At 71.2% G+C, this 23916-nt stretch carries 24 protein-coding genes; 15 read left to right on the top strand and 9 right to left on the bottom strand.

Features of this window, described 5'->3' with window-relative positions:
- Positions 1–19: 19 nt before the first annotated feature.
- Genes ABTZ99_RS22390 through ABTZ99_RS22380 form a run of 3 tightly spaced genes read left to right on the top strand, consistent with a single transcriptional unit; the run spans position 20 to position 3215 of the window.
- Positions 20–1294 (top strand): aspartate aminotransferase family protein, encoded by a 1275-nt coding sequence (locus ABTZ99_RS22390; protein WP_498778772.1) that lies wholly within the window; start codon positions 20–22, stop codon positions 1292–1294.
- On the top strand, positions 1291–2790 hold the full coding sequence (locus ABTZ99_RS22385) for a CoA-acylating methylmalonate-semialdehyde dehydrogenase (protein ID WP_499613538.1): 1500 nt from the start codon (positions 1291–1293) through the stop codon (positions 2788–2790). Before ABTZ99_RS22390 ends, ABTZ99_RS22385 begins: the two co-directional genes overlap by 4 nt.
- Entirely contained in the window at positions 2787–3215 is a 429-nt protein-coding gene (locus ABTZ99_RS22380; protein WP_498778768.1) for an ester cyclase, read from the top strand. The genes ABTZ99_RS22385 and ABTZ99_RS22380 overlap by 4 nt, the downstream gene beginning before the upstream one ends.
- Here the strand turns inward: ABTZ99_RS22380 and ABTZ99_RS22375 are convergent.
- Positions 3169–5223: an elongation factor G-like protein EF-G2 gene (locus tag ABTZ99_RS22375; RefSeq protein WP_499613536.1), complete on the bottom strand. Its 2055-nt coding sequence runs from the start codon at positions 5221–5223 to the stop codon at positions 3169–3171. The genes ABTZ99_RS22380 and ABTZ99_RS22375 overlap by 47 nt on opposite strands.
- A 297-nt stretch (positions 5224–5520) precedes the next feature.
- On the opposite strand from ABTZ99_RS22375, the gene pdxS reads away from it, so the two are divergent.
- Positions 5521–6429 carry a pyridoxal 5'-phosphate synthase lyase subunit PdxS gene (gene pdxS, locus ABTZ99_RS22370; RefSeq protein ID WP_498778764.1) on the top strand — a complete coding sequence of 303 codons (909 nt, stop codon included), beginning with the start codon at positions 5521–5523 and terminating at the stop codon, positions 6427–6429.
- Between the two features lie 177 nt (positions 6430–6606).
- On the opposite strand, the gene ABTZ99_RS22365 is transcribed toward pdxS, so the two are convergent.
- Both ABTZ99_RS22365 and ABTZ99_RS22360 read right to left on the bottom strand, forming a co-directional pair.
- Complete coding sequence (locus ABTZ99_RS22365) at positions 6607–6816, bottom strand: hypothetical protein (RefSeq protein WP_499613534.1); 210 nt, start codon at positions 6814–6816, stop codon at positions 6607–6609.
- Between the two features lie 107 nt (positions 6817–6923).
- Complete coding sequence (locus ABTZ99_RS22360; RefSeq protein WP_499613531.1) at positions 6924–7481, bottom strand: helix-turn-helix domain-containing protein; 558 nt, start codon at positions 7479–7481, stop codon at positions 6924–6926.
- A gap of 56 nt (positions 7482–7537) precedes the next feature.
- Here ABTZ99_RS22360 and ABTZ99_RS22355 point away from each other — a divergent pair, with 56 nt between their 5' ends.
- Together ABTZ99_RS22355 and ABTZ99_RS22350 are read left to right on the top strand one after the other, a co-directional pair.
- Positions 7538–8215 (top strand): AzlC family ABC transporter permease, encoded by a 678-nt coding sequence (locus ABTZ99_RS22355; RefSeq protein WP_498778758.1) that lies wholly within the window; start codon positions 7538–7540, stop codon positions 8213–8215.
- Positions 8212–8520 carry an AzlD domain-containing protein gene (locus ABTZ99_RS22350; protein ID WP_498778756.1) on the top strand — a complete coding sequence of 103 codons (309 nt, stop codon included), beginning with the start codon at positions 8212–8214 and terminating at the stop codon, positions 8518–8520. Before ABTZ99_RS22355 ends, ABTZ99_RS22350 begins: the two co-directional genes overlap by 4 nt.
- Here ABTZ99_RS22350 and ABTZ99_RS22345 read toward each other — a convergent pair.
- The gene (locus ABTZ99_RS22345) at positions 8517–8894 is read right to left on the bottom strand and encodes a DUF6292 family protein (protein ID WP_499613529.1); all 378 of its coding nucleotides are present in this window, start codon (positions 8892–8894) and stop codon (positions 8517–8519) included. The genes ABTZ99_RS22350 and ABTZ99_RS22345 overlap by 4 nt on opposite strands.
- A 37-nt stretch (positions 8895–8931) precedes the next feature.
- A complete protein-coding gene (locus ABTZ99_RS22340; RefSeq protein WP_499613527.1) occupies positions 8932–10800 on the bottom strand; it encodes an acyl-CoA dehydrogenase family protein in 1869 nt (622 codons plus the stop codon).
- Positions 10801–11215: 415 nt separating this feature from the next.
- Here ABTZ99_RS22340 and ABTZ99_RS22335 point away from each other — a divergent pair, with 415 nt between their 5' ends.
- Positions 11216–12814 (top strand): M28 family metallopeptidase, encoded by a 1599-nt coding sequence (locus ABTZ99_RS22335; protein ID WP_499613526.1) that lies wholly within the window; start codon positions 11216–11218, stop codon positions 12812–12814.
- Between the two features lie 64 nt (positions 12815–12878).
- Here ABTZ99_RS22335 and ABTZ99_RS22330 read toward each other — a convergent pair whose 3' ends face one another.
- Positions 12879–13346, bottom strand: coding sequence for an Lrp/AsnC family transcriptional regulator (locus ABTZ99_RS22330; RefSeq protein WP_498778751.1), 468 nt, complete (start codon positions 13344–13346; stop codon positions 12879–12881).
- Positions 13347–13420: 74 nt separating this feature from the next.
- Here ABTZ99_RS22330 and ABTZ99_RS22325 point away from each other — a divergent pair, with 74 nt between their 5' ends.
- From ABTZ99_RS22325 to ABTZ99_RS22310, 4 genes are all read left to right on the top strand, one after another.
- A complete protein-coding gene (locus ABTZ99_RS22325; protein ID WP_499613524.1) occupies positions 13421–14686 on the top strand; it encodes a trans-sulfuration enzyme family protein in 1266 nt (421 codons plus the stop codon).
- A gap of 534 nt (positions 14687–15220) precedes the next feature.
- Positions 15221–15826 carry a pyridoxal 5'-phosphate synthase glutaminase subunit PdxT gene (pdxT, locus tag ABTZ99_RS22320; protein ID WP_143192976.1) on the top strand — a complete coding sequence of 202 codons (606 nt, stop codon included), beginning with the start codon at positions 15221–15223 and terminating at the stop codon, positions 15824–15826.
- A gap of 18 nt (positions 15827–15844) precedes the next feature.
- Positions 15845–16594, top strand: a complete 750-nt coding sequence (locus ABTZ99_RS22315) for a YebC/PmpR family DNA-binding transcriptional regulator (RefSeq protein ID WP_230565635.1) — start codon at positions 15845–15847, stop codon at positions 16592–16594.
- 231 nt (positions 16595–16825) lie between these two features.
- The gene (locus tag ABTZ99_RS22310; protein ID WP_498778748.1) at positions 16826–17341 is read left to right on the top strand and encodes a DUF4262 domain-containing protein; all 516 of its coding nucleotides are present in this window, start codon (positions 16826–16828) and stop codon (positions 17339–17341) included.
- A 498-nt stretch (positions 17342–17839) separates the two neighbouring features.
- On the opposite strand, the gene ABTZ99_RS22305 is transcribed toward ABTZ99_RS22310, so the two are convergent.
- Positions 17840–18373 carry a TIGR03086 family metal-binding protein gene (locus tag ABTZ99_RS22305; protein WP_498778746.1) on the bottom strand — a complete coding sequence of 178 codons (534 nt, stop codon included), beginning with the start codon at positions 18371–18373 and terminating at the stop codon, positions 17840–17842.
- 178 nt (positions 18374–18551) lie between these two features.
- On the opposite strand from ABTZ99_RS22305, the gene ABTZ99_RS22300 reads away from it, so the two are divergent.
- On the top strand, positions 18552–20027 hold the full coding sequence (locus ABTZ99_RS22300; protein ID WP_498778744.1) for a peptide MFS transporter: 1476 nt from the start codon (positions 18552–18554) through the stop codon (positions 20025–20027).
- A 95-nt stretch (positions 20028–20122) separates the two neighbouring features.
- Here the strand turns inward: ABTZ99_RS22300 and ABTZ99_RS22295 are convergent, their stop codons facing one another.
- On the bottom strand, positions 20123–20959 hold the full coding sequence (locus tag ABTZ99_RS22295; RefSeq protein ID WP_499613519.1) for an NAD(P)H-binding protein: 837 nt from the start codon (positions 20957–20959) through the stop codon (positions 20123–20125).
- Positions 20960–21057: 98 nt separating this feature from the next.
- Here ABTZ99_RS22295 and ABTZ99_RS22290 point away from each other — a divergent pair, with 98 nt between their 5' ends.
- A complete protein-coding gene (locus ABTZ99_RS22290) occupies positions 21058–21462 on the top strand; it encodes a winged helix-turn-helix transcriptional regulator (protein ID WP_499613516.1) in 405 nt (134 codons plus the stop codon).
- 82 nt (positions 21463–21544) lie between these two features.
- On the opposite strand, the gene ABTZ99_RS22285 is transcribed toward ABTZ99_RS22290, so the two are convergent.
- The gene (locus ABTZ99_RS22285) at positions 21545–22843 is read right to left on the bottom strand and encodes a cytochrome P450 (protein ID WP_499613514.1); all 1299 of its coding nucleotides are present in this window, start codon (positions 22841–22843) and stop codon (positions 21545–21547) included.
- Positions 22844–22941: 98 nt separating this feature from the next.
- On the opposite strand from ABTZ99_RS22285, the gene ABTZ99_RS22280 reads away from it, so the two are divergent.
- On the top strand, positions 22942–23424 hold the full coding sequence (locus tag ABTZ99_RS22280; RefSeq protein ID WP_498778739.1) for a hypothetical protein: 483 nt from the start codon (positions 22942–22944) through the stop codon (positions 23422–23424).
- Positions 23421–23903 (top strand): hypothetical protein, encoded by a 483-nt coding sequence (locus tag ABTZ99_RS22275; protein WP_498778738.1) that lies wholly within the window; start codon positions 23421–23423, stop codon positions 23901–23903. Before ABTZ99_RS22280 ends, ABTZ99_RS22275 begins: the two co-directional genes overlap by 4 nt.
- Positions 23904–23916: the final 13 nt, after the last annotated feature.

Below are 23916 nucleotides of genomic sequence, written 5' to 3'. Positions count from 1 at the left end.
CCTACGACCGGAGGACGCGATGGGACACGAGGAGCTGCTCGCCCGGCACCGCGCGGTGATGCCCGACTGGATGGCCCTCTACTACGAGCGCCCGATCGAGCTGGCGAGCGCGAGCGGACGCCGCGTCACCGACCGCGAAGGCCGCACCTACCTGGACTTCTTCGCCGGCATCCTGACCAACGCGGTCGGCTACGACGTCGCCGAGATCTCCGACGCGATCCGGTCCCAGCTCGCGACCGGCGTGCTGCACAGCTCCACGCTCTACCTGATCCGCTCGCAGGTCGAGCTGGCCGAGAAGATCGCCGAGCTGTCCGGCATCCCGGACGCCAAGGTGTTCTTCACCAACTCCGGCACCGAGGCCAACGAGACGGCGCTCATGCTGGCCACCCAGTTCCGCCGCAGCGACCAGGTCCTCGCGCTGCGCAACTCCTACCACGGCCGCGCGTTCGCCACGGTCGCGATCACCGGCAACCGGGGCTGGTCGGCGTCCTCGCTCAGCCCGGTGAAGGTCAGCTGGGTGCACGGCGGCTACCGGTTCCGCAGCCCGTTCAAGGACCTCTCCGACGCCGACTACGTCAAGGCGTGCGTCGCGGACCTGCGCGAGGTGATCGAGACGACCACCGCGGGCGACGTGGCGTGCATGATCGCCGAGCCGATCCAGGGCGTCGGCGGGTTCTCCTCGCCGCCGGACGGGTTGTTCGGCGCGTTCAAGGAGGTGCTGGACGAGTACGGCATCCTCTTCGTCTCCGACGAGGTGCAGACCGGCTGGGGCCGCACCGGGGAGCACTTCTGGGGCATCCGGTCGCACGGCGTGACGCCCGACGCGATGACGTTCGCCAAGGGCCTCGGCAACGGCCTCGCGATCGGCGGCGTGGTCGCGCGCGGCGACCTGATGGACTGCCTGACGGCCAACTCGCTGTCCACGTTCGGCGGCAACCCGATCGCCACGACGGGGGCCCTGGCCACGCTGAACTACCTGCTCGACCACGACCTGCAGGCCAACGCCGCCAAGCTCGGCGAACGGCTGATCGACGGGTTGCGCGACATCGCGGCGGACCGGCCCTCGGTCGGCGACGTGCGCGGCAAGGGTTTGATGATCGGCATCGAGCTGGTGGGCCCGGACGGCGCGCCGGACGCGGCGCGGGCGGTCGCCGTGCTGGAGGGCACGCGGGAACGCGGCCTGCTGGTGGGCAAGGGCGGCCTGTACGGCAACGTCATCCGCCTCGCGCCGCCGATGAGCTTGACCGAGGACGAGGTCGAGGAAGCGCTCGGCATCCTGGAGGACGTGCTGTGAACACGAGCAGGGTCTCGCACTGGATCGGCGGCAAGCCTTGGAACGGCGAGAGCGCGCGCTCCGGTGACGTGTTCGACCCCGCGACCGGGCAGGTGGCGAGCCGGGTCGACTTCGCCGACGAGTCCACCGTGGACGCGGCGGTGGCTGCGGCGCGCGAGGCGTTCGGGTCGTGGCGCAGCGCGTCGCTGACGCAGCGGTCGAACGTGATGTTCGCGTTCCGCGAGCTGCTGAACGCGCGCAAGGGCGAGCTGGCCGCGATCGTCACCGCCGAGCACGGCAAGGTGCTGTCCGACGCGGCGGGGGAGGTGCAGCGCGCGCTGGAGGCCGTGGAGTTCGCGTGCGGCATCCCGCACCTGCTCAAGGGCGGGTTCAGCGAGAACGCGTCCACCCGGGTCGACGTGTACTCGATCCAGCAGCCGCTGGGCGTGGTCGGCGTGATCTCGCCGTTCAACTTCCCGGCCATGGTGCCGCTGTGGTTCGTGCCCAACGCCATCGCGTGCGGCAACGCCGTGGTGCTCAAGCCGTCGGAGAAGGACCCCTCGGCGGCGAACTTCATCGCGGAGCTGTTCGCCGAGGCCGGATTGCCCGACGGCGTGCTGAACGTCGTGCACGGTGACAAGGTCGCCGTGGACCGGCTCCTGGAGCACCCGGACGTGAAGGCGGTGTCGTTCGTGGGGTCGACACCGATCGCGCGCTACGTCTACGAGACCGGCACGCGGCACGGCAAGCGCGTGCAGGCGCTGGGCGGCGCGAAGAACCACATGGTCGTGCTGCCGGACGCGGACCTGGACCTGGCAGCGGACGCGGCGGTGTCGGCGGGCTTCGGCTCGGCGGGCGAGCGGTGCATGGCGATCTCGGTCGTGGTCGCGGTGGACCCGGTCGGCGACGAGCTGGTGGCCAAGGTCGTGGACCGGATGGAGAAGCTGCACGTCGGCGACGGCCGCCGGCCCGGCTGCGAGATGGGACCGCTGGTCACGGGCGCGCACCGCGATCGCGTGCTGTCCTATGTAGACAACGGACAGGCCGAAGGGGCGTCGTTGGTGGTGGACGGCCGGCAGCACGCGATCGACGGCGCCGCCGAGGGGTTCTGGCTCGGGCCGACGCTGTTCGACCACGTCGGCACGGACACGGCGCTCTACCGGGACGAGATCTTCGGGCCGGTGCTGTCGGTGCTGCGGGTGGCGACGTACGACGACGCGCTGGACGTGGTCAACGCCAACCCGTACGGCAACGGCACGGCGATCTTCACCAACGACGGCGGCGCGGCGCGGCGGTTCCAGAACGAGGTCGAGGTCGGCATGGTGGGCGTGAACGTGCCCATCCCGGTGCCGGTCGCGTACTACTCGTTCGGCGGGTGGAAGGACTCGCTGTTCGGCGACTCGCACGCGTACGGGCCCGAGGGCGTGCACTTCTTCACCCGCACCAAGGTCGTCACCGGCCGGTGGCTCGACCCGTCGCACGGCGGGGTGAACCTCGGCTTCCCCCAGAACACGTGAGGGCGCTGGTGGAGCGGTTCTACGCCGACGCGTGGAACCGCTGGGACGACTCGGTGGTCGACGGGCTGCTGGCCCCGGACTTCACGTTCCGGGGCTCGCTCGGCGACACCGTGCGCGGGCGGTCCGGCTGGCGGGCGTACCGCGACCGGGTGCGCGCCGCCGTGCCGGACTTCCACAACGAGGTCACCGCGCTCGTGGTCGAGGGCGACGCCGCAGCGGCACGCCTGCGCTACACCGGGCACCACCGCGGGGTGCTGCTCGGCGTGCCCGGGACCGGCGCGCTCGTCGACTACAGCGGCGCCGCCTTCTTCACCGCGCGCGGCGGGTTGCTGGCGGACGCCTGGGTGCTGGGCGACCTCGACGCGTTGCGCGCCCAGCTCACCTCTGCGCCGCCAACGCCTGGGGGAGCGGGTCGTACTGGCTGAACCGGCGGGTGTAGGTGCCGGTGCCCGAGGTCAGCGAGCGCAGTTCCACCGCGTACCGGAGCAGTTCGGTGGCGGGCACCTCGGCGCGGATCACCGTGTACCCCGGGCTCTCCGCCTCCGTGCCGAGCACCCGGCCGCGTCGGCTCGACAGGTCTCCCAGCACGGTGCCGAGGTGGTCGTCGGGCAGTCGCACGGTCACCTCGTCGACGGGTTCGAGCAGGCACGTCTTGCCGTTCGCGGCGGCCTCCTTCAACGCCAGCGCGCCGGCGGTCTGGAACGCGGCGTCCGACGAGTCGACCGAGTGCGCCTTGCCGTCCACCAGCGTGACGCGGACGTCCACCACGGGGTGGCCGCCCGACAGGCCGCGTTCGAGCTGGGCCCGCACGCCCTTCTCGACGCTCGGGATGAACTGGTTGGGCACCGCGCCGCCGACGATCTTGTCCACGAACTCGAAGCCGGACCCGCGCGGCAGGGGGTCGACCACGATGTCGCACACCGCGTACTGGCCGTGCCCACCGGACTGCTTCACGTGCCGCCCGTGGCCCTTGGCCTGGCTCGCGAACGTCTCCCGCAACGCCACCCGCACCGGCTCGGTGTCGACCTCCGCGCCGCCTGCGCGCAACCGCGCCAGCACGACGTCCGCGTGCGCCTCGCCCATGCACCACAGCACCAGCTGGTGGGTCTCGGCGTTGCGCTCCAGCCGCAGCGTGGGGTCGCCCGCGACCAGCTTGCCCAGGTTGCGCGCCAGGTTGTCCTCGTCGCTGCGGCTGCGCGGGACGACGGCCACCGGCAGCAGCGGTTCCGGCATCTCCCACGGCGCCACCAGCAGCGGCTTCTCCGGAGCCGACACCGTGTCGCCGGTCTCGGCGGAGCCGAGCTTGGTCAACGCGCACAGGTCGCCCGCCACGCAGTACGGCACCTCGCGCAGGTTCGCGCCCAGCGGCGAGTAGACGTGCGCCACGCGTTCGTCGACGTCGTGGTCCTCGTGACCGCGGTCGGCCATGCCGTGACCCGACACGTGCACCGGGCGTTCGGGGCGCAGCGTTCCGGAGAACACGCGCACCAGCGACACCCGGCCCACGTACGAGTCGACCGCCGTGCGCACGACCTCGGCCACCAGCGGGCCGTTCGGGTCGGCGGCCAGGCGCGGCTGCGGGATGCCGTCCACGCCGGTGACCTGGGGCAGCGGGTGCTCCAGGGGAGAGGGGAACGCGCGGGCGATGCCGTCGAGCATTTCCGGCAGGCCGAGACCGGTCAACGCGCACACCGGCATCACGGGGTGGAACGAGCCGCGCGCGACCGCCGTCTCCAGGTCCGCGACGAGCGTCGCCTGGTCGATCTCCTCGCCGCCGAGGTAGCGGTCCATCAGGGTCTCGTCCTCGCTCTCCGCGATGATCCCCTCGATGAGCGCGTTGCGCTCCTCCTCGAAGCGGGGGTCGTCGGTGGTGAGCAGGTTGACCAGCCCGTCGCCGTCGGGCAGGTACAGCGGCACGACGCCCGCGCCGAACGCCGCCTGGCACGCGGCGATCTCGCCCGGCACGTCGGCGCGCTGGTGGTCGGTGCGGGCGACCACGACCGCCCGCGGCATGCCGACCATCGCGCACTCCTCCCAGAGCGCGACCGTGGCCGGGTCGACGCCTTCCGCCGCGCTGACCACGAACAGCGCCGCGTCGGCCGCGCGCAGGCCGGCGCGCAACTCGCCGACGAAGTCCGCGTAGCCGGGCGTGTCGATGAGGTTGATCTTGATGTCGCCGTGCTGGACCGGGGCGACCGCGAGACCGACCGACCGCTGCTGGCGCACCGCGGCGGGGTCGTGGTCGCACACCGTGTTGCCCTCGGTGACCGATCCTGGTCGGGTCAGCACGCCGGTGCTGGCGAGCAGGGCCTCGGCGAGCGTCGTCTTGCCGGAACCGGACGGGCCGACCAGCACGACGTTGCGGACCTTGGCCGGGTCGTCCACAGCGACCGCGCCTGCCGAGTGGCCGTTGTCGGAGTGTTTGCTGCCCATTGGGACCACCCTCCACAAGTATTTAGTGTTCGATCTCACACCCGTGGGGCGCGGGGGACAACCCCAAGCGGCCACACCCAACCCGGCAGGAGGAATCCGGACGGAGGCCGCGCCCACCTCAGCCGCACGTCGCCGCGTCGTCGACCGGCCCGCCGCCAAGCCGGCGGGTGGCGTGCACCACTACCTGCGAAGGAAGTGGAAGTGGCCTGCCGAGAACGTGCCTGATTGGCATGCTTCGGCGGTCCACGTCGGCCGTACCATGGTGGTGTTCGCCCCCTACTTCGAGAAAGGCTGGTCGTGACCACTTCACCCGACGCCGGCACCCAGGTCACCGGCACTTCCCGCGTCAAGCGGGGCATGGCGGAGATGCTCAAGGGCGGCGTGATCATGGACGTGGTCAACGCCGAGCAGGCCAAGATCGCCGAGGACGCCGGCGCCGTCGCCGTCATGGCGTTGGAGCGGGTGCCAGCCGACATCCGCGCGCAGGGCGGCGTGTCCCGGATGAGCGACCCGGACATGATCGACGGCATCATCGCCGCGGTGTCGATCCCGGTCATGGCCAAGGCCCGCATCGGTCACTTCGTCGAGGCGCAGGTGCTGCAGTCCCTCGGCGTGGACTACATCGACGAGTCCGAGGTGCTGACCCCGGCCGACTACGCCAACCACATCGACAAGTGGCAGTTCACCGTGCCGTTCGTGTGCGGTGCGACGAACCTGGGCGAGGCGCTGCGCCGCATCACCGAGGGCGCGGCGATGATCCGCTCCAAGGGCGAGGCCGGCACCGGTGACGTCTCCAACGCCACCACGCACATGCGCAAGATCCGCGCGGAGATCCTGCGGTTGCAGAACCTGCCCGCGGACGAGCTGTACGTCGCGGCGAAGGAGCTCCAGGCACCGTACGAGCTGGTCCGCGAGGTCGCCGAGGCGGGCAAGCTGCCGGTCGTCCTGTTCACCGCGGGCGGCATCGCCACGCCGGCCGACGCGGCGATGATGATGCAGCTCGGCGCGGAGGGCGTGTTCGTCGGTTCGGGCATCTTCAAGTCCGGCAACCCGGCGCAGCGCGCGGAGGCGATCGTGAAGGCGACGACGTTCCACGACGACCCGGACGTGATCGCGAAGGTCTCGCGCGGCCTCGGCGAGGCGATGGTCGGCATCAACGTGGACGAGATCCCGGAACCCCACCGCCTGGCCGAGCGCGGCTGGTAATCCAGGACGTGACGAGCGGCCCGCCGGACTTCCCGGCGGGCCGCTTCTGCGTCAGGAGATTGAGCACCTCTCCGGTGATCAGTTCGGGGGCGGCGAGTTCGCTGGTCAGGACGCGGTGGCGGAGCGGTTGGACGGGCTCGGCGCCGATCAGTGCTTCGATCAGGGCCGAGGCGTCGATCACGATCGTCGCCACAGGTGCTTGAACAGTTCGTCGTGGTGGGCGTCCTGCTCGGCCCGGCAAGCGGCCAGGACGGCGACGGCGTTCGTGGGCTCGCCGGGGAACAGGTCGAGGTCCGCCATGACGTCCGACATGGTGGGGCCCCCGGTGAACTCGGCCTGGCGGTGCGCGACCTGCGCGCGTAGGCCGAAGGCGTGGTTGTCGGACACCTGATCCAGGTTAGTCCTGGGCATCGACATTCGCGTGCACCTCCCGTGGTGTCATGCGAGGTCTATCGGCTGGTCGACCGCCCGGCCTGATCGCTCGAACGTGCGTTCTAGACGTGCTCCGAGACCAGGAGGGCGGTCGTGCCCCTTTCGAGTGCTTGGGCCGTGTGCGGGACGTCGCCGGGGTACAGCAGGTAGTCGCCGGGACCCAGTTCGACCGGCTCCTCCCGCGGGCCGGCGAGCATGCGGCCGGTGCTGACGATCACGTGTTCCACGGTTCCCGGCATGTGCGGCTCGGACTCGCGGGCCGGGCCCGGTTCCAGTTGGAGCATGTAGATGTCACGCCGGGCGCCCGGCGGGCACGACGCCAGCAGCGTCGCGGTGTAGTGGGCGCGTTCCGAGTAGATCGCCGGACCCTCGCCCGCGCGGATCACCCGGATGCGCGGCGTCGGCGGGTCGACCAGGCGCGAGAACGGTACGCCGAGCGCGACGCCGAGCGCCCACAGGGTCTCCACGCTGGGATTCCCGCTCGCCGACTCCAGCTGGGACAACGTGGACTTCGCGATGCCCGCCCGCTTGGCCAGCTCGCTCAACGACAGCCCGACGCGCTCGCGCTCACGGCGCAGCGAGGCGGCGATGACGTCGAGCGGAGCCCCTGTGTTCGACATGACAGTCCAATCGTTCGGCTTGACGAACGCCTTGTCACTGTTCATCGTAAAAGACGATGCGTTCGACATGGCGAACCCTTGATGCCGAGCTGCTGCGTGACGTCGCCGCGGTAGCCGCCGGCGCCGCGGTCAGCGGCGCCTCGTTCGGCGCGATCTCCACCGGCGCGGGCCTGCCCTGGTGGCTGCCCGTGGTGATGTCGCTGCTCGTCTTCGCGGGCGGCTCGCAGTTCATGGCGGTCGGGGTGGTCGCCGCCGGTGGCAGCCCGGCCGCCGCCGTGCTCGCGGGCCTCCTGCTCAACATCCGCCACCTGCCGTTCGGTCTGGCGGTCGGCGACGTGCTGGGCAAGGGCCTGCTGCCACGGCTCGTCGGCAGCCACCTGCTGATCGACGAGACGACCGCGTTCGCACTGGCCCAGAGCGACCCGCGCAAGGCCAAGGCCGCTTACTGGTCGTGCGGCGTCGCGCTGTTCATCGCCTGGAACGTCGCCGTGGTCGCGGGCGCGCTGGTCGGCCGGAACATCGGCGACCCGGCCGCGTTCGGGCTTGACGCCGCGTTCCCCGCCGCCCTGCTCGCGCTCCTGCTGCCCGCGCTCAAGGACAAGGCCACCCGGCACGCCGCTCTGCTCGGCGCTGCCATCGCCCTGGCCACCACGCCGTTCCTGCCCGCAGGCGTCCCGGTGCTGTTCGCCCTGGGCGGCCTGCTGATCACCGCCCGACAGGAGGTCAAGCCGTGACGCTGACCGCGGTCCTCGTGCTCGCCGTGGGCACCTACGCGTTCCGCCTGGCCGGGCCGCTGCTGCGCGACCGCCTCACGCTGTCCGACCGGGTCAAGCTGCTGATGTCCACCTCGGCCACCGTGCTGCTGTTCGCCCTGGTCGCCACGGCCACGCTCACCAAGGGCCAGGGCTTCGCGGGCCTCGCCCTGCCGATCGGCGTCCTGGTCGCCGGTGTCGCGGCGTGGCGCAAAGCGCCGTTCGTCGTCGTGGTCGTGCTGGCCGCCGTGACGACCGCCGGCCTGCGCTTCGTCGGCGTGTCCTAGAGGTATTCGCGCAACCGCCCGGCGAGCCGGTGGCGGTCCTGGGTCGCGCCGAAGTCCGGCTCCGCGCCGCCCGTCCGGCCGGCCAGCACGTCGTCGACGAACTGCGCCACCTCGTCCGGCGGCGGCACGAGCGGCAGGCCGAGGTGCGCCACGACCACCGGCTTCTCGGTCGGATCGGTCTCCACCGCGATCGACCAGCCGCGCTGCTCGTTCCACAGCAGCATCAGGTCGGGTCCCGGCCCCTCCAGGCCGAGGTACGCGGTGGCGGTGTCACTGACCTCGAACTCGGTGCCCTCGGGTGGCACGCCGATCTCCTCGGCCACCGCTTGCACGTACCGGGCCAGTCCGAGGCTGATCAGCGCACTGTCGTCCATGTCCTCATTCTGGACCTCTCCGCGCGCTCCCGGCCGCTCACCCGGCGATCGGGGCCGTGAGCCACGTCTCCGGGATGCCGAACGCGTCCACCAGGCCGCGCGCGTGCGGCCGCAACCGGCCGCACAACTCGTTCACCGCCTGGGACACCGCCTTCGCCCGCTGCGGCGTGAGCCTGCCGTGCTCCAGGAACCACGCCCGGTCCGCCTCGATCGTGCTCAACGCGTACAGGTCGCACACCTGGTCCAGCAACGCCGTGGCCTCCGGATCGCGGCACCGGTCCACCGCCGCCACGAACGCCTCCAGCACCACCCGGTCCACGTGGGCGCGCGCGGCGTGCAGCACGTGGTCCTGCGCGGCGTTGAACACGTCGAACGCGTCGTCCCGCGACGCGCGCCGCAACCTCCGCGCCAACCCCTCCAGCACGTGCTTCTCGCGGTCCTCGAACTGCCGCACCTGCCACCCCCGGTCCAGCAACGCGTCCGAGCTGCCCGACACCAACCGGTCGATGATCGCCCGCGCCGCCGTCCGCTCGATCACCACACCGACCGCCTGGTCCGCCACGAACCGCGCCATGCCCCACGGGTCCAGGTCGCCGACGTGATCGCGATAGCTGGTCAGCAACCCCTTCGCGACCAACTGCAGCAGCACCGTGTTGTCGCCCTCGAACGTCGTGAACACGTCGGTGTCCGCCTTCAACCCGGCGATCAGGTTCTCCGACAGGTACCCGGCCCCGCCGCACGCCTCCCGACACGTCTGGATCGTCTCCGTGGCGTGCCAGGTGGCCACCGCCTTCAACCCCGCCGCCCGCGACTCCAACTCCCGCTGCTGCCGGTCGTCGGCCACGTCGTGCAGCGCCGACACCAGCTCCTCCTGCGCGAAGTGCAACGCGTACGACGTCGCCAACGCGGGCAGCAACCGCCGCTGGTGCGCGAGGTAGTCGAGCACCACGACTTCCTCACCCGTGTCGGGCCGCGTGAACTGCCGCCGCGCCTCGCCGTACCGGACGGCCAACGCCAACGCCTTCTTCGTCGCGCTGCCCGCACCACCGGCCACGCTGATCCGCCCCCGGACCAACGTCCCGAGCATGGTGAAGAACCGCCTGCCCTCACCCTCGACGGGGCTGGAGTACGTGCCGTCCGGCGCGACGTCCCCGTACCGGTTGAGCAGGTTCTCCCGGGGCACCCGCACCCGCTCGAACCACAACCGCCCGTTGTCCACGCCGTTCAGCCCGGCCTTCGGCCCGCAGTCCTCGATCCGCACGCCCGGCATCGGCGCGCCGTGCTCGTCCCGGATCGGCACGAGCACCGCGTGCACGCCGTGCGTCACACCACCCGTCACCAACTGCGCGAACACCACCGCCATCCGCCCGTCACGCGCCGCGTTGCCGATGTAGTCCTTGCGCGCCGACGGGTCCGGCGTGTCGACGACGAACTCCTCGGTGTCCGGGTCGTACGTCGCCGTGGTGCGCAAGTGCTGCACATCCGACCCGTGCCCCGTCTCGGTCATCGCGAAGCAACCGGGCAACTCCAACGCCATGATCGCCCGCAAGTACCGCTCGTGGTGCTCCTCCGTCCCCAACGCCTGCACCGCACCACCGAACAACCCCCACTGCACACCGGCCTTCACCATCAACGACAGATCCCCGAACCCCAGGACCTCGAACGCCACCACCGACCCACCGACATCGTCCTGCCCGCCGTACTCGGCCGGGAACCCGATCAACGGGTGCCCACCGCCGGCCAACACGTGCATCTGCTCCAACACCCAGGCCCGGTACTCCTCGCGCCCCAGCTCACCAGCCGGCTTCAACCCGCCGAGCAACTCCAACGACCTCCGCCGCAACACCCCCCAACGCCCATCCAGCAACTCCCGCAACGCCTCAACCCCACCCGCCGCAATCCCCATACCCCTTTGCTAACACACCTCCACCCCACCGGCCCGCCGACAACCTCGCCCCACCTCTCACCCGACCCGCCCCACCGTCCACCGCCACGCCCTTCCTCCAACAGAAGGGCTTCGTGTCATCCCGCCGACCTGGCTCCGCCCTACCGCGCGTGTCAAGGGGGCACCTCCACCCCAACAGGAACGATGGGCTGGAACCGCCCCCTTGATACGTGTGGTAGCCCGTAGGGAGGTCGGTGGGATGACACGAAACCCGACCAACAACGGACCCGCCGCCGAACCGCCCACCCCGCCGTCATCCTGCTGATCTGCCCGTCCGGCGAGGACTCTTTCGCTCTTCAACGCCCTTACCCCGATCGGAGTAACACCCCTCCACCTCCAGGCGACCTCATCAGTGGCACCACTCTGGAGGCAACCCATGACTTTCCGTAATCGCCGCAGGCGGATCGCCATCACCGCCGCGCTCGCACTGACCACCCCACTGCTGGCACCACTGCTCCTGACCGGTCCCGCCGTCGCCGATCCCAACAACAACTCACCGGCCAAGCTCACCAAGGCCGTCACGCTCGACGGCGTGCTGCGCCACCTCGACGCGTTCCAAGCCATCGCCGACACCCACGGCGACCGGGCCGCCGGCAGGCTCGGCTACCAGGCGTCGGTCGACTACGTCGTCGACACGCTCACCACCGCCGGGTACGAGCCGACCGTGCAGCAGTTCGACTTCCCCTACACCGAGGAGAGGTCCGAACTCGAACAAGTCGCACCCACCCCCACGACCTACGTCGCCGGCCGCGACTTCACCCGCAACAACTTCACCCCGACCTTCATCGGCGAGGCCACCGCACCGGCCTACCCGGTCGACGTCGTCATCCCGCCCGGCCCGACACCGAACTCCAACAGCAGCGGCTGCGAGGCCGCCGACTTCTTCGGCTTCCCGATCGGCGGCATCGCGCTGCTGCAACGCGGCACGTGCGGCTTCGCCCAGAAGGTCCTGAACGCCCAGGCCGCGGGCGCCTCCGGCGTCGTCCTGTTCAACGAGGGCCAGCCGGGCCGCACCGGCCTGTCCACGCCGATCGGCGACACGCCCGGCCTCGCGATCCCGGTCGTCTTCGCCACCTACGCGGTCGGCGAGGCGCTCGCCACCAACGCTCCCCGGATCGTCCGGGTGAAGGTCGACTTCTTGTCCGACACGCGCACGGCGTGGAACGTGTTCGCCGAGTCGCGCGAGGGGTTGGCCGACAACACGGTGATGGCCGGCGCCCACCTCGACAGCGTGCAGGACGGCGCCGGGATCAACGACAACGGCACGGGTTCCGCCGCGCTGCTGGAGACCGCCGTCCAGATGGCCAAGGTCAAGACCAACAACCTGGTCCGGTTCGCGTGGTGGGGCGCCGAGGAGGAAGGTCTGCTCGGCTCCGAGCACTACGTCGCCACCCTGCCGCAGGCCGAGCTGGACCGGATCGCGCTGTACCTGAACTTCGACATGGTCGGCTCGCCGAACTACTTCAACGGCGTCTACGACGGTGACAACTCCAGCGGCACCGCCCCGCCCGGCTTCATCCCGCCGGGCTCGGCGGAGATCGAGGACGTGTTCGAGAAGTTCTACGCCGACCGCGGCGTGCCGTCGGAGGACACCGAGTTCTCCGGCCGGTCCGACTACGGCCCGTTCATCCAGGTCGGCATCCCGGCCGGCGGCCTGTTCACCGGCGCCGAAGGCACCAAGACCGCCGCCCAGGCGGCCCGCTACGGCGGCGTCCCGGGCGCCGCGTTCGACCCGTGCTACCACCAGCCGTGCGACAGCCTCACCCCGGTGGACGACGGCGCCGACCCCGCGCTGTACGCGCAGCTGGACGCCGCCTACGACCTGCGCGGCAACGTCAACGCCGTGGCTCTCGACGTCAACTCCGACGCCGTCGCCACCGCCGTCATCACCTTCGCCTTCGACACCTCGACCGTGAACAGCGTGCGCTCACCGGGCAAGTCCCACGGCTCTTCTTCGGTGCGCATCACTTCTTGACCTCACCGAACACCGAACACCGAACACGATCACCGATCACCGGCTTGACCTCACCGATCACCGATCACCGATCACCGCCCGCCGGCGGCACGGTGTGCTTGCGAACGTGCTGGAACAGCAGGTTCGTCTGCACCTCGCTGACCTCCCGGCGGGTGGTGAAGCGGTCGAGCACCAGGCGTTGCAGGTGGGCCGTGTCCGACACCGCGACGTGCACCAGGAAGTCCTCCGGCCCCGCCACGTGCGACATCGCCAGCACCTCCGGCAACGTCAGCACGTAGTCCATGAACGGCTCCACGATCGCCCTCGTGTGCGGCCGGACCCGCACCGCGATGATCGCCTGCACCGGTCGTCCCACGGCGGCCAGGTCCACCTCCGCGTGGTAGCCGGTGATCACGCCCCGCTCGCGCAGCGACCGGTGCCGGACCACGCACGTCGACGCGGCCACGTTGACCCGGTCCGCCAGGTCCTTGTTGGGCAGCCGAGCGTCCTTCTGCAGCTCCTGCACGATCGCCGCGTCCACCGAATCAAGCACCGCAAATCCCTCCTGTCGCCGAACAGCCTGCGGAACCTACCCCTATCTGCCGACGATAAGTCCAAGATTCGCGCATGACCCGGTTGCGAACGACGGCGGTGCACGGTGGGCGCGACGATCTCGCCGACCTGGGCGTGCACGCCCTGCCGATCGACCTGTCCACCACCTACCCGATCCCGGACCAGGCCGAGGGCGGCCACGCGCTGCAACACCTCGCCGAGGGCGCGGCGCACGCCGCCTCGCCGGTCTACTCCCGGCTGCACAACCCGACTGTCGCCCGGTTCGAGCGGGCCCTGGCGACGCTGGAAGGGACGTCTGCCGCCGTGGCGTTCGGCAGCGGCATGGCCGCGGTGACCGCCGTGGTGCAGGCCGCGTGCGTGCTGACCGGCAAGCCGCACGTGGTCGCCGTGCGCCCGATCTACGGCGGCACCGACCACCTGCTGTCGTCCGGTCTGCTCGGCGTGCGCACCACCTACGCGACAGCCGACCGCGTCGCCGGCGCGATCACCCCCGACACCGGCCTGGTGGTCATCGAGACACCGGCCAACCCCAACCTGGACCTGCTCGACATCGCCGCGATCGTCGCGCAGGCGGGCGACGTCCCGGTGATGGTGGACAACACGTTCGCCACGCCCGTGCTCCAGAACCCGGCCGCCCTCGGCGCCACCTACGTGCTGCACTCCGGCACCAAGTACCTCGGCGGGCACGGCGACGTGCTCGGCGGCGTGGTGGCGTGCGCCGAGGAGCGGGCCGCGGCGCTGCGCCAGATCCGGATCATCACCGGCGCGGTGCTGCACCCGCTGGGCGGCTACCTCATGCACCGCGGCCTGGCCACGCTGCCGCTCCGCGTCGAAGCGGCCCAGCGCAGCGCGATCGAGCTGGCCGCACGGCTGGACTCGCACCCCGGCACCGGCCTGGTCCGGCACCCGAGCCTGCCCGGCGCCGACCCGGCCGGCCTGATCGGCACGCAGCTGCGCGGTCCGGGCGCGGTGCTGGCGTTCACCACCCGTGAAGACCCGACCGCGGTCGTGCGCAGGCTCGAGCTGATCACGCCCGCCGTGAGCCTCGGTTCGGTCGACACGCTCATCGAGCATCCCGCCGCGCTGACCCACCGACTCGTGCCCGACACCGCGCGCGAGGCGTCCGGCGTGCCCGCCAACCTCCTGCGACTCAGCGTCGGCCTGGAGGACGTCGAGGACATCTGGGACGACCTCGACCGCGCCCTGTCGGGACCGGACCGCTCCCTCTCCTCGCCTGACCGGTCCCTTTCCGGACATTGTGAAGAGGGTTACATCAAGTCTTCCTCAAGCGATTTCCGAGAACCGGCCGCCAGCCACTAACGTTTTGCCGTCATGGTGTGGACCGGGCGCGCGCAGTCGGCCGCCGTCGAGTGCCCCAATCGGGCCGATCGGCAGCCGGACCTGCTACAACAGGCCACCGCGCGTCCCGGTTCGCGCCATGTCGCGAAGCCGGTGGTGAATGCCGAAGTGGCGTGGCTATTCGGCTTTCCGAATTCCGTCGCGCGAACCCGCACCCACCCCGACCGGACCAACCCGGACCCGACCGGACCAACCCGGAGCCGGCCGGACCGGACCAAACCCGGACCCGGACCCGGACCGGACTCGTCTGGACAGGCCCGGCCCGGCGGTCGGATCGCGTTCCCGCTTCCCCCGTGCTCGCCGCGCCGTCCTCACGCTCCGCGGTGCGGGCGAGCCGCCTGAGCCCGTCGTTCGACGGCCCACCAGGCCGCCGAACGGGTCGCGGTGCGCGACTGGCGCGCCGCGGGAGGACCGAACGGCCGGGCGGGTGCCACGAGCACCCGTCCGGCCCGGTCACCTAGGCTGGTGGCAGTTCACCTAGGAGGAAACCCAGCCGTGTCCGTCGTCGGTGTCCTCGCCCTCCAGGGCGACGTCCGTGAGCACCTCGTCGCGTTGGCCGAGGCCGACGTGCTCGCCCGTCCGATCCGCCGGCCCGAGGAGTTGGCCGAGGTCGACGGCGTGGTGCTGCCGGGCGGCGAGTCGACGACCATCAGCCGGCTGCTCGCCACGTTCGACCTGCTCGAACCCCTGCGCGCCCGGATCAAGGAGGGCATGCCCGCGTACGGTTCGTGCGCCGGGATGATCCTGCTGGCCGACCGCGTCCTGGACGGGCGGCCCGACCAGCACCAGCTCGGCGGGCTCGACATCGTGGTGCGGCGCAACGCGTTCGGCAGGCAGGTCGATTCCTTCGAGGCCGAACTCGACTTCACCGACGTGGGCGAGGTGCACGCGGTGTTCATCCGCGCCCCGTGGGTGGAATCGGCGGGATCGGACGTGGAAGTACTCGCCCGGGTGCCCGAAACGGAAGACGCCGGAGAGGCCGCCGGTAGGATCGTCGCGGTTCGGCAGGGGCACGTGCTCGCCACCTCGTTCCACCCGGAACTGACCGGCGACGGGCGGGTGCACCGCCTTTTCGTGGACATGGTCCGTGCCGCGGGCTGAGTATTCGACGGAGGAAAGATGAGCGGCCACTCAAAGTGGGCGACCACCAAGCACAAGAAGGCCGCAATCGACGCCAAGCGCGGCAAGCTCTTCGCGCGGCTGATCAAGAACATCGAGGTGGCGGCCCGCACCGGCGGTAGCGACCCCGACGGCAACCCCACCCTGTACGACGCCATCCAGAAGGCGCGGAAGAACTCCGTGCCGCTGGACAACATCGAGCGCGCCCGCAAGCGCGGCGGTGGCGAGGAGGCCGGCGGCGCGGACTGGCAGACCATCATGTACGAGGGCTACGGGCCCAACGGCGTGGCGGTGCTGGTCGAGTGCCTGACCGACAACCGCAACCGGGCCGCGTCCGAGGTCCGCACCGCGATGACCCGCAACGGCGGCTCGATGGCCGACCCGGGCTCGGTGGCCTACATGTTCACCCGCAAGGGCGTGGTCATCGTGCCGAAGGGCGACCTGTCCGAGGACGACGTCCTGATGGCGGTGCTCGACGCGGGCGCGGAGGAGGTCAACGACCTCGGCGAGAGCTACGAGGTCGTCTCCGAGGCCGGTGACCTGGTCGCGGTGCGCAAGTCCCTCCAGGACGCCGGGTACGACTACGAGTCGGCGGAGGCGAACTTCCTGCCGTCGGTCACCGTGCAGCTGGAGGCCGAGGGCGCGCGGAAGATCTTCAAGCTGATCGACGCGCTCGAGGACTGCGACGACGTGCAGAACGTGTTCGCGAACTTCGACGTCTCCGACGAGGTGATGGCCGAGGTCGACTGAGCCCCGGCTCTGGACCAGACCTCCTGACCGGATTGATCGGAACCCTGGACCGGACCCCTGGACCGGACCTGTGGACCGGACCTCTGGGCTCGTCCCGGACCCGAACCCCGACGGCCCCGTGTCGGCAAGCTGCCGCCGCGGGGCCGTCGCCGTGGTGACCTGTCGTCCGTCCGAGGCACGTCGTGGCCGTGCTTATGCGGGGTTGACGCCGGCAACGGGCACAATGGCCGGGTGTCGAACCCCTCCGCCCCCTCCGTCCAGGACATCAACCTGCGCAACTGGCTGTTGACGCAGGCCGAGCAGCACGGTCACGCCGTCGTCACCGTGCCCGAGGACGACGAAGGCGCCGGCTACTCGTTCTCCGTCGGCGCGTGGCGGCGGTTCGGCGTCGCCGAGGCCGTGGTCCTGGGCCTGCCACCCGAGCACGCGCAGGTGCTCATCCGCGCGTACGTCGACCGCGCCAGGCGTGGCGAGCGGTTCGTGCCCGGTCGGCTCTACTACGACTTCCTGGACGGCGTGCCGGTCACGTTCGAGCGCGTCTTCAAGGGCTTCTACCCGGAGTTCTTCGGCAGCGCGTTCCTGCTCTACGGCAAGGGCGACTTCGCCGCCCTCCAGATCATCCTGCCGACCGCGGACGGCAAGTTCCCGTGGCACCACGACGCGCCGATGGGCTTCGGCGACTGGCAGCTGCTGCTGACCGAGAGCGGCCGGCCGGAGAGCTGGGAGCCGGGCGTCACCGGTCCCTGACCCGTCGCTGAGCGACTCCACCAGCACCCCATCAGCACTGTTCGGCACCGTTCGGGCCCCGCCGCACCACGCGGCGGGGCCCGACGTCGTTGTCCGGGAAATGTTGTCAGGGCATCGCCCACCGACCGCTGACAACGTCCGAGGGCTATCAATGGCCTGTGCGTCGATATGTCGGGGGCTACGCACACGCGAGGGGGAGGTACGCCCCGTCCCGCGTAGTCGGGGAGCTGCGCGGGGCGGGACGTGCGCGACGAGGCTTGGCCACGGGGGCCCCGCCCGTGCCAAGGAATAGGCCGTGGGGGAGAGCCTCCGATGGGCTCTCCCCTCGGTGCCCGCGCTATTGCGCGCCCAACCGCCACCGGGCCGTCATCGAGTCATCCCCGAAACAGCCGCTTCCCGCGTCCCCTACGTCACCGCCCGCCGCGTCCCCGGCGGCACCGCCCACCGCGTCCCCAACGGCACCGCACCGAGTCCGCCGCGCATCGCCCACCGCGTCCGCTACGGCGTCCGGCCGAGCATCGCGACGAGCCTGGTCTGCGGGTCCGCGTTGTCGGGCACCGGCACCGGCGGGTCGAACAGCCCGCCCGCCGCCCACGCCTCCACGTTCGGCTCCATGTACTCCAGCACCGCCTCGGCCAAGTCCGGGTCGATCCGCTCGTCCGCCCCGATCGCCCGCGCCAGGTCCCAGGCGTGCACGGCCAGGTCGGAGGTCATCTGCCAGCCGTACTCGACCGCCGTCGCCTTGCCGTAGCTCAGGTGCACGGGCTTGAGCAGCGCTTTCGGCGCGATCCACGCCTCGCGCGCCGCGGCCGCCGCCAGCACCCACGAGTGCAGCGGGTCGTGGCCGAGCTGGTCGCCGTCGAACCGGTCGCCGACCTGCTCGATCGTGCAGCCGGCCAGCAGTTCCGGCGCCCACAGCTGCTCGTGGACCAGGTGGTTGACCAGGTCGTGGACCGACCACTCCTTGCAGGGTGTGGCCCAGTCCCACTGCTCGGGGCGCACCAGGCGCACCCGCGAGTCGAACTCCGTCATCGCGCGTCCGTGAGCCTCGATCAGATCCACCCCACGAGTGCACCAAACGTTGAACCGGAGCGCACCCCGAGCCTGTGCGATAGGCCACTCGGACGTATCGCGGTTTCATTCCGTACACCCGTACGGCGTAATGTGGCCGGGTCTGCCGACGGTGACATCGTTGACACAGGAGGAACCAGTGAGCGCCACGAGCGCCGTCTCCACCCCGCAGCGGGGCTTCTTCGGTCATCCCCGAGGACTGTCGACGCTGTTCTTCACCGAGCTGTGGGAGCGCTTCTCCTACTACGGGATGAAGGCGATCCTCGCCTACTACCTGTACCGGTCCACCGCCGAAGGCGGCCTCGGGCTCGACCAGAGCTTCGCGCTGTCCCTGGTCGCCATCTACGGTGCGTCGGTCTACATGTCCGGCGTCGCGGGCGGTTGGCTGGCCGATCGGGTGCTTGGCGGGCAGCGGGCCGTGTTCTACGGCGGTGTGCTGATCATGTTCGGGCACATCGCGCTGGCGCTGCCGATCGGCCTGGCGGGCGTCTACACCGGGCTGATCCTGATCGTGCTCGGCACCGGTCTGCTCAAGCCGAACATCTCCACGGTCGTCGGCGGCCTGTACGACCGACAGGACCCGCGCCGCGACTCCGGCTTCACGATCTTCTACATGGGCATCAACCTCGGCGGCTTCCTCGCGCCGCTGGTGTGCGGGTTCCTCGGCGAGACCTACGACTGGCACCTCGGCTTCGGCGCGGCGGCGGTCGGCATGGCGCTGGGCCTGGTCGTCTACCGGCTCGGCCAACGGGGTCTCGGCGACTCGGCCTCCACGCCCCCGTTCCCGCTGCCCGCCGAGGAGCGCGGCCGGGTCATCGGTCGGATCGTGGGCGTGGCCCTCGGCTCGGTGGCCGTGGTCGCGTTGCTGGTCGTGCTCGGGGTGCTCGGCGCGGAGGGCGTGATCAACCTGATCAGCCTGCTGTCGGTGCTGCTGCCGATCGGCTACTTCACCGTGATGATCCGCAGCCCGCGCACCACGCCGGTGGAGCGGTCGCGGGTGATCGCCTACATCCCGCTGTTCATCGCGGCGGCGATGTTCTGGCTGCTGTTCGAGCAGAGCGCCACCGTGATCGCCGCGTTCGCCGACACCAGGGTCGACAACTCGTTCCTCGGGTGGGTGTTCCCGCCGTCGTTCATCCAGTCGATCAACCCGGTGATGATCATCGCGGTCGCGCCGCTGTTCGCGCTGCTGTGGGTGAAGCTGGCCAACCGCCAGCCCTCGACGCCGCGCAAGTTCGCCTACTCGTTGCTGCTGGTCGGGCTGTCGTTCCTGCTGATGATGATCGCCAGCCAGGGTGACCCGTCGGTGCGGGTGAGCTTCCTGTGGCTGGTGCTGATGTACCTGGTCATGACGTGCGGCGAGTTGCTGCTGTCGCCGGTGGGCCTGTCGGTGACGACGAAGCTGGCGCCGCGCGCGTTCGCGTCGCAGACCATGGGCCTGTGGTTCCTGGCCACGGCGGCCGGCTCGGGTGTGGGCGCGATCGTGGTGCGGTTCTACAGCGACGAGAACGCCGTGGCGTACTTCGGCGTGCTCGGCGCGGTGGCGATCGGCCTCGGCGTTGCGCTGGTCGTCGGCACGAAGTCCATCCACCGCTTGATGCGGGGCGTGGACTGATCTGACCCCGTTCGGTGAGGGGCGCGGCGTACGCCCCTCACCGAACGGTCATCCGGCCTCGGGCCGGGTCGGATCCCGCTGCTTGAACGCCCCGGCTACTTGAACGCCGCCGCGTTGCGCGCGGCCCAGTCGGCGAAGGATCCGGCCGGGCGGCCGAGGACCTGTTCCACGTCCGGGCGCACCCGCTGCTCGTCGGCGGTCGGCGTGCCGAGGACGTCGAGGGTGGCGTCCGCGACCCGCTCCGGCATGAACCGCAGCATCTGCGCCCGTGCCTCCTCGCGGGTCTGCTCGACGAACCGCACCGGCTCGCCCAGCGCGTCCGCGATCGCCGCGACCTGCTGCCGCGGCGAGACGGCCTCCGGCCCGGTCAACACGTACGTGCGGCCGCCGTGACCCGCCTCCCGCAACGTCACGGCCGCGACGGCGGCGATGTCGTCCGGGTCCACGGCGGGCAGCGCGACGTCGGCGAACGGCGCTGCGGCCACCCGCTGCTCGCGGATCGTCGCGGCCCAGGCGAAGGCGTTCGAGTCGAACGCGCCGGGCCGCAGCACGGTCCACTCCAGCGCCGACCGCCTGACGGCGTCCTCCAGGTCGGGGGAGTGGCGCAGCGTCTCGACCCCCTGCGAGGACAGCAGCACCACCCGCCGGACGCCACCGGCTTGCGCGCGGTCGAGCACCTCGGCCACCACGCTCCCGTTGCCGCCGGCCGACATCCAGTCCCCGGACGTCAGCAGGAACAGCGACTCGGCGCCCTCGAACGCGGGCTCCAGCTCCGCCGGCCGCATGAGGTCCGCCCGCAGGTGGCGCACGCCCTCGGGCATGTCCCCCGCCGAGACCCCGCGTGACACGGCGGTCACCCGCTCGCCCGCCTCGACCAGCGCCCGCACCAGCGTCCGCCCGACGTTCCCGGTCGCACCGGTCACCACGATCATGATCACTCCCCGTTGGCTGACTCCTGCTTGCCCCGGGAAAGCTACTGTCCTCGGTATAGTAGGTACCTAGAGGAAAGTATCGGCGGAAGGGGTCTGTTGTGACCAGTGGCACACGCCGGGCGGCGCTCGACCCGGAGCAGGCCTGTCCGATCGCGCCGGTGGTGGACCTCGTGTTCAGCCGCTGGACGACCCCGATCCTGTGGGCGCTCAACGAGTTCGGCCGCCAGCGGTTCGTGGAGCTGTCGCGCCGCATCACCACGATCACGCCCAAGGTGCTCACGCAGCGGCTGCGGCAACTGGAGCGCGACGGGCTCGTCGAGCGCACCTATCACGCCGAGGTTCCGCCCCGCGTGGAGTACGAGATCAGCGAGCTCGGGCGGAGCCTGGCGCCGTTGTTCGCACACCTGGCCGAGTGGTCCGCGGTGAACCTGGAGAAGGTCGAGCGGGCCAGGCAGGACCACGACGCGAAAGAACATGTGGGTGGCCGCAGGAATCCGCATTAGTGCGGAAAGGACGCAACGACCCGCCGCGGCGGCGGTGCGGCGGGTCGACGCGCGAGTACAGCATGCACCACATTCCTGAGCCTCAGCTGATGATTTCCACGATCGGGTGGTGTTTCTTCACGCCCGTGGTGACCGGAAGCCTCGCCGCACCCCTGATGACGCGCGACGGGCGGCGGTGCACGCGGCCCGCCGCTTTCAGGTCCGGGAACCGGCGGAACAGGCCGCGCAGGGCCGCCGCGCCCTCCATCCGCGCCAGCCCCGCGCCGAGGCAGTAGTGGATGCCCGACGAGAACGCCAGGTGCTCCCGCACGTCCGCGCGACCGGGGTCGAACCGGTGCGGATCGCCGAACACCGCCGGGTCGCGGTTCGCCGCCGCCAGCATCAGCATGATCGGCGTTCCCTTGGGCAGCCGCGTGCCGGCGACCTCGGTCGTCTCGAACGGCACCCGCACCGTGTACTGCACCGGCGGGTCGTGGCGCAGCGTCTCCTCCACGACGGCGTCGGCGTAGCCGGGGTCGGCGAGCAACCGCTCCCGGACCTCGGGGTGCCCCAACACCTCCAGCACCGAGTTGCCGATCAGGTTGACCGTGGTCTCGAAACCGGCCACCAGCAGCAGTTCCGTCGTGGCGATCAGGTCTTCGCGGGTCAGGTCGTCGTGCGCCACCAACGCGGACACGACGTCGTCACCGGCCGGGTGCCGCCGCCGGTGCGCGATCAGGTCGTCCAGGAACGCCTCGAACTCCCGCAACGCCTGCTGCAACGCCTTGAGCCCGCGCAGGTCCCGCACGCCGTCGAGCGCGCCGACCAACGCGCTGCCCCACCGGGCGAACGTCGCGTGGTCCGCGCCCGGCACGCCGAGCAGGTCGGCGATCACCTGGATCGGCACCCTGGCCGCGAAGTCCCCGACGAGGTCGAACGTGCGCCGGTCGGCCACCTCGTCCAGGTACTCCTCGACCACCCGCTCCACGGTCTCCGCCTGCGCGCGCAGGCCGCGCGGCGTGAACCAGGGCGCGACCAGCCGCCGCAACCGCGTGTGGTCGGGCGGGTTGCGCACCAGGAACGACTCCTCGACGGGGTTCACCAGTCGCCGCCCGTCGAGCTGGACCGACGAGTCCACCGGCGACAGCGCGCCCGCCGACAGGGGCCCGAAACCGTGATCGCGCAGCAACCGGGAGCACAGCTCGTGCGAGGCGGTGAGGTACAGCCCCATCCTCGTCTTCACCAGCACGCCCTGCCGGCGCACCGACTCGTACACCGGGTAGGGGTCGCTGGTCGGGTTCTCCCCGAGCAGCCGGGCGGCGGGATCGCCGAGGAGGGCTTGCGCCCGGACGATGGTGCGCCCCAGGAACAGCAGCGTCGCGTTCTTCACCGTGGACGGCATGCCACCACGGTGGCCTGAACGCGAGAAAGGTTCAAGCTCAGGCGCGGCCCGGAAATCCGATCGCCGCACCGGACCCGCCGCAACTACGCTCCCGCCCGATGACCACCGTCCTCTGGCTCCTCGGCCCCTCCGGCGTCGGCAAGTCGACGGTCGGCTGGCACGTCTACCGCTCCCTCGACCGCGCGTCCTACGTCGACGCCGACCAGCTCGGCCTCTGCTTCCCGTCGTCCGCCGACGACCCCGAGAACCACGTGGTCAAGTCGAGTGCGCTGGGCGCGTTGTGGCCGGAGTTCCAGGGTTCCCCGCTCGTCGTCTCCGGCTTCCTCAACACCGTCGGGGAAGCCCGCCTCTACACCGATCGCCTGTCCGGCGCGGACGTCACGTTGTGCCGGCTGCGGGTGAACCGGGCGGAGCTGCGCGCCCGGTTCGTCGGCCGCGGGTGGCTCGTCGAGCAGGCGGACCAGGCGCTCGACGACGCCGACGCGTTGGAGCGCGCCGACTTCGCCGACTTCACCGTGGACACCGACGGCCGCGCGCCCGCCGACATCGCGGCCGAGATCCGGACGAGGTGGGCCGCGTGACCGTCCTGTGGATCGCCGGGCCGCGTGCCGTCGGCAAGTCGACGGTGGGCTGGGAGGTGTTCACCCGGCTCTTCGCCCGCACCAAGGCCGGGTACGTCGACCTGGCCCAGCTCACGTTCGCCACACCGCCGCTTCCCGCGGCGGCGAAGGCGCGGCGGTTCGACGCGGTCCGGCGCGCCTACCGGGACGCGGGCGCCCGGCACCTCGTCGTCACGGGCGAGGTGGAGGACCAGGTGCCGGAGGCGCAGCTGTGCTGGCTGCACGCGAGCCACGACCAGCTCGTGGCCCGCCTGCTCCTGCGCGGCGCGGGCCGGGGTCCGGCGATCCCCGGCGACGAGCTGCGCGGGCTGACCGAGGCCGACCTGCGCCGCCTGGCCGTCCCGACCGTCGCGCCGGCCGCCGACCTCGTGGTCGACACCGACGGCCGCGCGCCCGCCGACGTCGCGGACGAGATCATGGACCGGTTCTTCCCCGCTTGACCGTTCCTACGCC

Source organism: Actinosynnema sp. NPDC002837 (assembly GCF_040295345.1).
Taxonomy (GTDB): domain Bacteria; phylum Actinomycetota; class Actinomycetes; order Mycobacteriales; family Pseudonocardiaceae; genus Actinosynnema.
Note: the sequence above shows the minus strand (reverse complement) of the source record. Positions and strands in the feature narration are given on the sequence as shown.